The following is a 10,220-nucleotide window of genomic DNA, read 5'->3' as shown; positions in this document are numbered from 1 at the left end:
GCCCTCCGCCATCGGGATACCTCATCCCTCCGGCATAGCGCAGCCCACGACATCCGTCACGACCCCACGTAACCCAGACCCTTAAAGATCTCTAGTGTTCTGAGTCAGGAATTCTATTCAGATAGCTGGCGAGGCGTTCGAGGATTTCGTCTGCGGTCTTCGTCCAGACGTAGGGCTTCGGGTCGGTGTTCCAGGTGGCGTTCCAGCTGCGGATGTCCTTCTCGAGGGCCTGGACGGATCTGTGGACACCTCGCCGTATCTGTTTGTTGGTCAGTTCGGCGAACCATCGCTCGACGAGGTTGAGCCAGGACGAGCCGGTTGGTGTGAAGTGCAGGTGGAACCGGGGGTGGGCCAGCAACCACCTCTTGATGGCGGGTGTCTTGTGGGTGGCGTAGTTGTCACAGACGAGATGGACGTCCAGGTCGCCAGGCACCTCTTTGTCGAGCTTGACGAGGAACTTCTTGAACTCTTCGGCCCTGTGCCGGCGGTGCAGGGAGCCGATCACCTTGCCGGTGGCGACCTCGAGGGCCGCGAACAGTGTGGTGGTGCCGGCACGGACGTAGTCGTGGGTGGTCCGCTCGGGAACACCGGGCATCATCGGCAGCACGGTCTGCGACCGGTCCAGGGCCTGGATCTGCGACTTCTCATCCACGCAGAACACCAACGCCCTTTCGGGCGGGTCCAGGTAGAGACCGACGACGTCGTGGACCTTGTCGACGAAGTACGGATCGGTTGACAGTTTGAAGGTCTCCGAGCGATGTGGCTGCAGGCCGAACGCCCGCCAGATCCGGGACACCGACGACTGAGACAGGCCCATCTCTTTCGCCATCGATCGCGTCGACCAGTGCGTCGCGTTCTTCGGGGTGGATTCCAGCGTCCTGGTGACGACCGCGGCGACCTGGTCGTCCGTCACCGTCCTGGGGCCACCCGAACGTGGCATGTCACCCAGACCTACGATTCGATATTGCACAAACCGGGCCCGCCAGCGGCCCACCGCCTGTGGTGTGGAACCGAGTTGAGTAGCCACGTCCTTGTTGGAGGTGCCTTCGGCGCAGGCCAGGATGATCCGACACCGCAATGCCCACGCCTGCGGCGTGGAACGACGCCGCACCCATCCCTCGAGTGCAGCCCGTTCCTCATCCGACAGAGTCAACTCGGCCTTCGGCCGCCCCATCCGCCCCATAGAACAAGGCTACACATACACACGGAATTCCTGACTCAGAACACTAGAGATCTTCAATGGTTGAGGTTACGGCGGTTGGAAGTCGAGGCCGGTCTTGGCGATGAGGCCGTCGATGAGGCCGGGGCGGTACTGCATCCGTCTTGAGGCGGGTCTTCACCAGCGCGGTGAGCTGGTCGAGGCTGTGCTTGGTGAGGTTGGCCAGGGACCGTTTCAGGTGCGACCACACGCCTTCGACCGGGTTGAACTCGGGTGCATAGGGTGGGAGTTGGTAGACGGTCAGCCATAATCGGGCGTCGACAAGCTGGCGCATGGTGCGGCTGACGTGCGTGTTCAAATTGATGCCCCTATGGTCTGTCAACCTCGCTGCATCGCTGCCCCGGGCAATGGTGAGGCGCTGATGCATCGGAAGAGTTCGCGGGCCACGTAGCGTTTGAGGCAACGGATGACTTCGCGTTTGGTTTTGCCTTCGGCTGTGCGCCGCTCCAGGTAGGCCCGAGTGCGTTCGTCCCAGCGCAAGCGTGTGAGCACGATGCGGTAGAGGGCAGCGTTGGCCTGCCGGTTGCCGCCACGGTTCAGACGCCGGTGCTTGCTCTTCCCCGAAGAGTGCTCGACGGGGCTGACGCCGCACAAAGCGGCGAAGGAGGCGTCGCTGTCGAGACGATCGTGGTTCTCGCCGGCGGCGACCAGGAGGGCTGCGGCGCTGTCGGGTCCCACGCCCTGGATGTCTGGGAGCGCGGGGTTGTGGTCCTTGACAGCGAGGGTGATGCGCTTGGTGAGGACACCGACTTGGTTGGACAGCTGCTCGATGCGGACCGCAAGTAGGTGGAGTGCCTGGTGGACGGCACTGATTTCCGGATCGAGTCGAGCACACGCGCTGAAGAGCGCGACGTTGCCTAACCGCGCCAGGGATTCACGCAGTTCCGGGTCGGCGCTCACCAGGATCGCCTTGAGCTGGTTGATCGCCTGGGTGCGGGCCCTGACAGCGGAGTCCTTGACGGTTTTGGACACCCGAAGGTCCTCCACCGTCCCGCCGGTGTGCTTCGGCCTGGCGGTGGCTCGCTCTCCAAGCACAGCACGGGCAGCGGCCTCCGCGTCAACCTCGTCGCTCTTGCACGATCGACGGCGGGCGGCACGGTCCGGCCGGTTCACCTCGATCACTTGAACGTCCTGGGCAAGCAGGTATCGACACAGGGCCGCACCGTAGGAGCCCGTGCCTTCTACGCCTGCATAACGTAGATCGCCGAAGGAGCGGGCCCACTCCAGCATCTCCCGGTAGCCTGCTGCGGTGGCCTGGAACGGGCATGCCCCCAACTGGGCGCCCAGCTTGGTCACGACCGCGGCAACGTGCACGTCCTTGTGGGTGTCGACGCCCAGGACGATCTCATAGCGCTCCGTGGGGGGCTCTTGGGTGCTTGGTGTCGGCAAGGTGCTCGTAGCTGTCATGTCTCTCCCGAGCGGACCGAGGAAAAGACACCGGGCCGAACGGGTGGTCAAGACTGTGACGGTGCTGGCCGCGAAGCCCCTATCGGGACACACCCGTCGACCCGGCGTCGGCGGACTCTCGCCCGGGACCGCGGCCGACAGACAATACTCCGGACACGATGGTCAGTCCCAGACCGGGTCAGACCACGGTCCCGAACGAGATGCCCTCATTCTCACAGTCCCAGACCAGAACGATCGGGCCGCCGAGCTGCTGGTGTGCGGCATCCAGCATGCGTGCGTAGTCGGTCTCGGTGAAGCCCTTGCGCCGACTCTTGGTGGGGCCGTGGTCCAGGTGGATGCGATAGATCATCCGGGGCCGGTGGCCGGACTTGGTGCAGATCAGCGCGGCCATGGAGACGCGTTTGGTGCCCGCGGCGGTGACCCGCACGACGGGCGTGTGGCCTCGGCGACCCCAGGTGCGGCCTTTGGGCGGCCTCAGCCCCTGGCCGGCTTCGTCCTCAAAGCACAGCCAGGCGCCCAGGTCCGCCGCCGTCTTTTTATGACGGGCCACTGCTCGTCCTTCCAGGCGGCGATCTTCTCCTCGTCGCGCTCGGTGGCCTTGCGGGAAGGGACCTGCACGCTCCAGCCGATGCGGTGCAGCAGCAGGTCCATCCCGGCCAGGGTGTACTCGACGCCGAACCGGCGTCGCACCACCTCGGCAATCCTTGCCAGCGTCCAGCACTGATCGCTCCAGCCCGCGGCTGCCGGGCCGGCATCCAACAGCGCCTCAAGCACACGTAGTTGACTCGCATCGAGCTTGCAGCGGGCGCCGCCGGGCCCCTTGGAAATCAGAGCCTGCCGACCACCGGTGACCAACGCCCGCCGCCAGCGGTTTGCCGACATGCGGGTCACCCGGAACTGCCGGGCCACTTCCCGGTCACTGGCCCCCGCCTCGATCAGATCAGCGGCCGCCAACCGGACCTGCTCACGCCGTACCCGCTCCTCAGCCGTCAGCCCGCCACCATCGGGATACCTCATCCCTCCGGCATAGCGCAGCCCACGACATCCGTCACGACCCCACGTAACCCACACCCTTAAAGATCTCTAGTCGTTCCGCCGTAGCAGCGCGGCGAGTTGGTGGCGCCGTGCCAGGATCTTGGCGTCCTTGTCGCGGTCGCCCATCGGCAGGAGCCGTATCAGGGGGAACATATTCGCCAGGGCCAGGGCCAGGTACTGCAGTCGCCGCCACCGGACCATCCTGTCGCCGACCGGAACCAGCCGGCAATCACCGAGCAGGTCCCTCCCGTCATCCCTGATTGGCATGGACTCGCGACGGTGTGCACACGCAGCATGACCAGCACGGACGAGGCTACTGGCACCTACAGCAGCAGACGTCGGGATGCAGGTGGCCGTCAGCGAGAGACCGGCCTGGTCGAAGCACCGTCGAAGCGAATGCGTGGGCGTGTGCGGCGACTTGTGGCGGAAACCGGACACGGCGTAAACCCGCCGCAGCGAGTTCTCCTCCACCGCAGAACCCTCTGCCACTGTGTCCCCACCGCAGCACCACGAGTGGATCTCCGGCACGTGAACACTTCAGGCCGGTTGGGGATGGAGAGCACCTATGCGCGCGATATCGCGGACGCCCCTGGGCACGGCCATCGCCGCTGTCCTGGCCGTCACGGCAGGAGGCATGTCCGTGGCGAACGCCACTGACGGCTCCGCCGGAAACGACAGGCCCCTGGTAGGCAGCGCCGCCGCCCAGGCCGAGGATGCGAAGGCCGCGACGGCCGTCGTCACCCTCGTCACCGGCGACAAAGTCGTCGTCAAGACCGATGCCAAGGGCCGCAGTTCGGCGAGTGTGCTGCCGCGCGAGGACGGCGGCGAGCCGGTCGTGGGGACCCGGCGCGTGGGCGACGACCTGTTCGTCTACCCCCAGGGCGTCCAGCAGAAGATCGACGCCGGGCTCGTCGACGAGCAGCTGTTCAATGTCACCGGCCTCGTCGCCCAGGGCTACGACGACGCGCACAGCGCGTCGGTCCCGGTCATCGCCATGTACGAGAAGTCCGTGGACGTGGCCCGCGCGCTGCCGGCCACGCCCCGCGGTGCCGAGCGCACCCACACCCTCGACTCCATCGGCGCTGTGTCGTTCAGGGCCGACAAGGAGAAGGCGGCCTCCTTCTGGGCGGACGTCACCAGCCCGAGAACCAGAGCCGGTTCACCGGTCAAGAAGCTGTGGCTGGACGCCAAGGCGAAGTCGACCATGGCCGAGTCGACCCAGCAGATCGGTGCCGACCTCGCCTGGGCCGCGGGATACACCGGCAAGGGCACCAAGGTCGCCGTCCTCGACACCGGCATCGACGCCGAGCACCTCGACCTCAAGGGCAAGGTCGTCGACTCCAAGGACTTCACCGGCTCCGCCTCCGGCACCGACGACCGGCAGGGCCACGGCTCGCACGTCGCCTCCACCGTCGCCGGCACCGGCGCCGCGTCCGGCGGCAAGGAACAGGGCGTCGCCCCCGACGCGGACCTGCTCATCGGCAAGGTCCTCGGCGACAACGGCTCCGGTTCCACCTCCGGGATCATCGCGGGCATGCAGTGGGCAGTCGGCCAGCATGCCGACGTCATCTCCATGAGTCTCGGCTCCACCGAAGTCGGCGACTGCTCCGACCCGATGGGCGTCGCCGCCGAGGAAATCGCGAAGAGCACGGATTCCCTGTTCGTGATCGCCGCGGGCAACTCGGGCCCCAAGGGCAACACCGTAGCTGCGCCGGGCTGCGCCCCCGACGTGCTGACCGTCGGCGCCGTCGACGCGCAGGACGACACCGCGAACTTCTCGTCGCGCGGCCCCGTCCTCGGCTCGCACACCCTCAAGCCGGAGATCGCCGCCCCGGGCGTCAACATCAAGGCCGCGGCCGCCGGTGGCAGCGGCGTCTACGCGTACACCACCATGTCCGGTACGTCGATGGCGACGCCCCATGTCGCGGGCGCGGCAGCCCTGTTGAAGCAGAAGCACCCCGACTGGGACGGGCAGCGCATCAAGCAGGCCCTCGTCTCCTCCGCCAAGACCGACATCTCCGGCGACGTGCGCGAGACCGGCGGCGGCTCGATGCGCGTGGACCAGGCGCTGAAGCAGGCCGTGCTCGGTGCAGGTTCCGTGCAGGCAGGCTCCTACCCCTGGCCGCAGTCCAAGGACGACACCACCAGCGTTGAGGTGCCGTACACCAACACCGGTGACACGGCGATGCAGTTGACGCTGAAGGTCGACGGCGTCACCGGCAACGACGGTTCCGCGGTCGAGAGCGCCGTCGCCAAGCTGGGCCGCCGCACGGTCACCGTCCCGGCCGGCGAGACCGTGAAGGTCCCCCTCACCGTCGACCCGGCCGTGTACCTCAAGGCCGCCCAGTACGGCGACGTCACCGGCCGCCTCCTGGCCACCGGCACCGGCGGTGTCCACGTCTCCACCCCGTTCTCGCTGTACGTCGAGCCGAAGACGGTCAAGCTGACGGTCAAGCTCATCGACCGGGGCGGCAACCCGGCACTCGGCGCCTCCAGCGTCGACGTCGTCGGCACCGACGACGTCACCGCGGTGCGCGCCGCCAACAACGGAGCCGAGGAGCAGACCTTCGAGGTCCGCGCGGGCGCGTACGAACTGTCGGCGTTCGTCACCACTCCCGATGCAGGCGAGGGCGCCAAGCTGTACGACTCGATCACCTACCTGGGCCGCCCGCAGCTGCAGCTCACCAAAGACACCACCGTCGTCCTCGACGCTCGCAAGGCGCACCGCCTCAAGGCCGTCACCCAGGACAAGAAGACCGAGACGCGCGGCGCCGTCCTCGGCTACGCACGCTCCTTCGACGACTACTGGGTGCACTCCAGCACCATCACCGGCGGCCGCGCCCTCCGCGGCTACTACGCCGACATCCAGGGGAGGGCCACCGACGGCGACTTCTCCTTCTCCAGTATCTGGCGCAACGCCGCCCCGCTGGTCAGCGAGCTGACGACCGCCGACGGCACCCGCCTGCACCCGTACGCCGCGTCCACCGGCGGCGCCAACCTCAACGGCACCGGCTCCGCCGAGGTCGTCAGCGCGGGCTCGGGCACCACCGACGAGATCGCCGACGCCGACGTCAAGGGCAAGATCGCCCTGGTGAAGCTGGCCGACACCGACACGGACGTCTACACCCCGGCCAAGGCGGCCAAGGAGGCCGGCGCGATCGCCGTCATCGCGTACCACGACTCCGAGGTCCGCTGGGCGCCGAGCACCGGCTTCGCCATCGCGCCCCTGCCGCTCCTGGGCCTGCCCGCAGCCGAGGGCAAGGCGCTCGCCGCACAGCTCGGCAAGGTCTCCTGGCAGGCCGCGGGCACGACGCCGTACGTCTACAACCTGGCGTACACCGAGAACGGACCGGTCGTCTCGGACCGCACCTACACCGCCCGCGACAAGGACCTCGCCCGCGTCGACGCCTCGTACACGGCGGCCGGTGTCGCCACCGACTTCGTGGACATGACGACAGGCACCCTCGACTCAGGGATCTCCGGCACGGCCGCCGCGTACGAGCGGTTCGCGGTACCCGGCGAGCGCACCGAGTACTACACCGGCGACCGTGCCACATGGGACCACGCGGTCTCCAGCTCGATGCCGTGGGGCGAGTTCATGCAGGGCCTGCCCACCGTCTACGAGAAGGGCGAACGCACCAGGGAGAAGTGGTACGACGGCGTCCTGTCGGCAGCCGCGCCCCGCAACGACGACGGCAGCAGCACCCTCGTAGCGGAGCGGCAGGGCAACCTGATCGGAGTGGACCTCAGCCGGGCGTTCTGGCGCGACGGCAGCCACACCGGCCTCCCCGGCTCGTTCGGTGACTCCGGCAGCGTCCGGCTGAGCCGCGACGGCACGGAGGTCGGCAAGAGGACCGTCCCGTACGGCGCCTTCACGGTGCCGTCCGACGGGGCCTCCTACGAGCTGGCGCTCACCACCTTCAAGGGCGGCCAGCCCGCGACATTCTTCAAGCGGTCCACCAGGACCACGACGGTCTTCGGCTTCACGTCGAAGGAGGACCCCAATGCCTACTCGCAGAGCATCCCGCTGCTCTTCCCCAGGTACGAGATCCCCGAGGACGCCATGAAGACCCTCGCGGCCCGGGGCGGACAGTCCATCACCCTGTCCGCCACCGGCCAGGCCGGCTACACCCCGGGCGAGATCACGTCGGCGAAGCTGTCGTACTCCTATGACGGCGGTACGACCTGGACCGCGGCGAAGACCGAGAAGAAGGGCGGCAAGTGGGTCGCCACCGTGGACCACGCGGGCGCCTCCGGCCAGCAGGTCACGCTCAAGTCCGAGCTGACGGACGACAAGGGCGCCTCCGTCACACAGACCGTGACCCGCGCCTACGACGTGCGCTGAACACAGTGGCGCACATGTGCTGAACCCCGGTCCGCCGGGCGGTCCTCCGGTGGGGTGACAGGGACAGCCCGGCGGGCCGGCCAGATACAGGCCGGGCGGTGTGGGGGACTGCCCGGCCCTTTCACGTGCCAAACTGCCTGCCTGTCACCCGAGGCAGGGCCTGTGCGACGGCGCCACCAGTTCCGTCGCACAGCGCGCCCTGCCCTGTAGCGCCCGCAGGGAGGCCCATTCGTCCTCCCTTGCGGAGGGTGGCGCCGAGCGGGCCGGTGGACAGCGGCATCGAACGGTCGGTGCTGATGCTCTGCTTCCTGGGCCGGTCCTAGCGTCCCGCCATGCCACGAACACTGGCTCGATCGACACCCGACGGGCATCAGAGACGTCACTGCGATGAGGGCGCCGAGGACTCCTAGGGCGTGCTGCGACCCACCATCGCCGCAGTCAGTTCCAACATGCCAAGTCGCCTGCAAACCGAATCGGTTTCGCTTGAGGGGAGTCGCCCTGCGTGGCCGTCGTGCTGGCCTCCGGACCGGGCTGAGCGCGTGACCTGGGCAACACGAAGGGGGTCGAGCCTGTGAGGCGGCCCATAGGGGCCAGATCACATACTAGAGACTGTAGTAGTCCACGGGTCCGCTCGGAGGCTCAGAGAAGCCATCCTATTCGGCCATTTCGGACATTTATCCGATGTGGGGTAGTACGTCACATCCTTGCGCCCCCTCTCGGGCATCGCTAACTATGGCTGTCGTCCCGGTGAGCGGGTCGGAGCACGAGCGAAGCCGCTCGCTCCGAACGCCCCGGGCCAGGGCGCGGAACATCGTTCCGCTCCGGGCGCCACACCGCACCGGCCGGCGCCGCACGATGTCCCCGAGCATGAAGAGGTAATCCCGTATGGCCTTCTCCGCCCCGATCACCGCTGCCGCCCGCCCCACCCGCTTCAAGCGCGCCACCGTCACGGTCCTGGCCGCCGCCGGTCTCGCGGGCGCGGCACTGACCTTCGCGCCGTCTCCCGCGCAGGCCGCCGAGCCGACCGCGGCGCCGAAGGCCGCGTCCTCGGTGGCGACGAAGAAGGCCACCGACGGGAACAACGTCGACGGCTGGATCAACGAGGCCCTCAAGGTCATGAAGGCCAAGGGCATCCCCGGCTCCTACGAGGGCCTGCACCGCAACATCATGCGTGAGTCCTCCGGCAACCCGAACGCCGTGAACGGCACGGACGTGAACGCGGTCAAGGGCACCCCGTCCAAGGGCCTGCTCCAGGTCATCCAGCCGACCTTCGACGCCTACCACGTCGCCGGCACCTCCAAGAGCCTGACGGACCCGGTCGCCAACATCACCGCGGCCGCCAACTACGCCGCCGACCGCTACGGCTCCATCGACAACGTCAACTCCGCGTACTGAGCCGTCAGCACCACCGCGCCGTGACCGACCCAAGGCACAGCCCCACCACGGCACAGCCCCACCACGGCACAGCCCCACCACGGCACAGCCCCACCACGGCACACCTCAGCCAGTGAACGGAGGGCAGCCCCCGATGCCGCACCACAGTGCAGACGAAGGGCACGCACCCTCAGACGCCCTTGACGAGCCCGGCTACGAGTCTGCGAACCTGCACCGCTCACGCGGCAGGACGCGCAGGAAGCCACTGCGCGTGATCACCTGCACCGCGCTCGGTGCCGTCCTCGCCGGCGCCGGCGGTGCCGCCTACGCATAGTCGCACCTGAACGGGAACCTCAAGGGCACCGACATCAACGCCGTGCTGGGCAACAACCGCCCAAAGGCGGGTCACGACGGGGCGATGAACATCCTGCTCCTGGGCTCCGACTCGCGCCGGCACACACGGCACATACGGCACGGGCGTCACCGGCGCCCGCTCGGACACGGCCATGGTGCTGCACGTCGACAAGAGCCACAAAAAGGCCTCCGTCGTGAGCATCCCCCGCGACACGCTGGTCGACCGGCCGCAGTGCGCGAAACCGTCGGGCGCAACGGCGCCGGGCGAGAAGCAGTCGATGTTTAACGCCCCCTACCAGGCGGGCGGCCCCGCCTGCACTGTCAACCGCCTAGCAGTATCAGGGGTGCGGTGGTCGAGGGTGTAAACGCCGTTTACGGTCGGCGGGGCGCGTTAGGCACTGTTTCTCGGATCATGTGCGGAGCCAGATCAGGAGTGCTGCGAGTGTGACGGTGCCGAGGTAGATGTAGGCCCGTTTCTCGTAGCGG

6 protein-coding genes and 2 pseudogenes are annotated in these 10,220 nt (G+C 67.9%); 4 read left to right on the top strand and 4 right to left on the bottom strand.

From position 1 onward, the window contains the following. Window positions 1–91 precede the first annotated feature (91 nt). From ACWIGU_RS44570 to ACWIGU_RS44555, 4 genes and pseudogenes are all read right to left on the bottom strand, one after another. A complete protein-coding gene (locus ACWIGU_RS44570) occupies window positions 92–1,174 on the bottom strand; it encodes an IS630 family transposase (RefSeq protein ID WP_454407663.1) in 1,083 nt (360 codons plus the stop codon). Window positions 1,175–1,249: 75 nt separating this feature from the next. After that, window positions 1,250–1,520 (bottom strand): annotated as a pseudogene (locus ACWIGU_RS44565) (transposase); the annotation flags it as partial. Between the two features lie 17 nt (window positions 1,521–1,537). Then, on the bottom strand, window positions 1,538–2,626 hold the full coding sequence (locus ACWIGU_RS44560; RefSeq protein ID WP_454407661.1) for an IS110 family transposase: 1,089 nt from the start codon (window positions 2,624–2,626) through the stop codon (window positions 1,538–1,540). 196 nt (window positions 2,627–2,822) lie between these two features. Continuing rightward, window positions 2,823–3,643, bottom strand: a pseudogene (locus ACWIGU_RS44555) (IS630 family transposase); the annotation flags it as partial. A gap of 583 nt (window positions 3,644–4,226) precedes the next feature. Here ACWIGU_RS44555 and ACWIGU_RS44550 point away from each other — a divergent pair. The 4 genes from ACWIGU_RS44550 to ACWIGU_RS44535 all read left to right on the top strand — a co-directional run bounded on the left by ACWIGU_RS44550 (window position 4,227) and on the right by ACWIGU_RS44535 (window position 10,099). After that, window positions 4,227–8,006, top strand: coding sequence for a S8 family peptidase (locus tag ACWIGU_RS44550; protein ID WP_454407660.1), 3,780 nt, complete (start codon window positions 4,227–4,229; stop codon window positions 8,004–8,006). 885 nt (window positions 8,007–8,891) lie between these two features. Beyond that, window positions 8,892–9,401, top strand: coding sequence for a transglycosylase SLT domain-containing protein (locus ACWIGU_RS44545; RefSeq protein ID WP_454407659.1), 510 nt, complete (start codon window positions 8,892–8,894; stop codon window positions 9,399–9,401). A gap of 133 nt (window positions 9,402–9,534) precedes the next feature. Further along, on the top strand, window positions 9,535–9,714 hold the full coding sequence (locus tag ACWIGU_RS44540) for a hypothetical protein (protein WP_454407658.1): 180 nt from the start codon (window positions 9,535–9,537) through the stop codon (window positions 9,712–9,714). Between the two features lie 172 nt (window positions 9,715–9,886). Beyond that, complete coding sequence (locus ACWIGU_RS44535; RefSeq protein WP_454407657.1) at window positions 9,887–10,099, top strand: LCP family glycopolymer transferase; 213 nt, start codon at window positions 9,887–9,889, stop codon at window positions 10,097–10,099. Window positions 10,100–10,220 lie beyond the last annotated feature (121 nt).

Source organism: Streptomyces sp. NPDC055400, assembly GCF_053644375.1.
This window is presented reverse-complemented; position numbering and strand designations above follow the sequence as displayed.

Bases quoted from the DNA above. Each gene is read 5' to 3' on its own strand.
- ACWIGU_RS44560 (WP_454407661.1), bottom strand. From the start codon at position 2,626: ATGACAGCTACGAGCACCTTGCCGACACCAAGCACCCAAGAGCCCCCC.
- ACWIGU_RS44545 (WP_454407659.1), top strand. From the start codon at position 8,892: ATGGCCTTCTCCGCCCCGATCACCGCTGCCGCCCGCCCCACCCGCTTC.
- ACWIGU_RS44540 (WP_454407658.1), top strand. From the start codon at position 9,535: ATGCCGCACCACAGTGCAGACGAAGGGCACGCACCCTCAGACGCCCTT.
- ACWIGU_RS44550 (WP_454407660.1), top strand. From the start codon at position 4,227: ATGCGCGCGATATCGCGGACGCCCCTGGGCACGGCCATCGCCGCTGTC.
- ACWIGU_RS44535 (WP_454407657.1), top strand. From the start codon at position 9,887: ATGGTGCTGCACGTCGACAAGAGCCACAAAAAGGCCTCCGTCGTGAGC.
- ACWIGU_RS44570 (WP_454407663.1), bottom strand. From the start codon at position 1,174: ATGGGGCGGCCGAAGGCCGAGTTGACTCTGTCGGATGAGGAACGGGCT.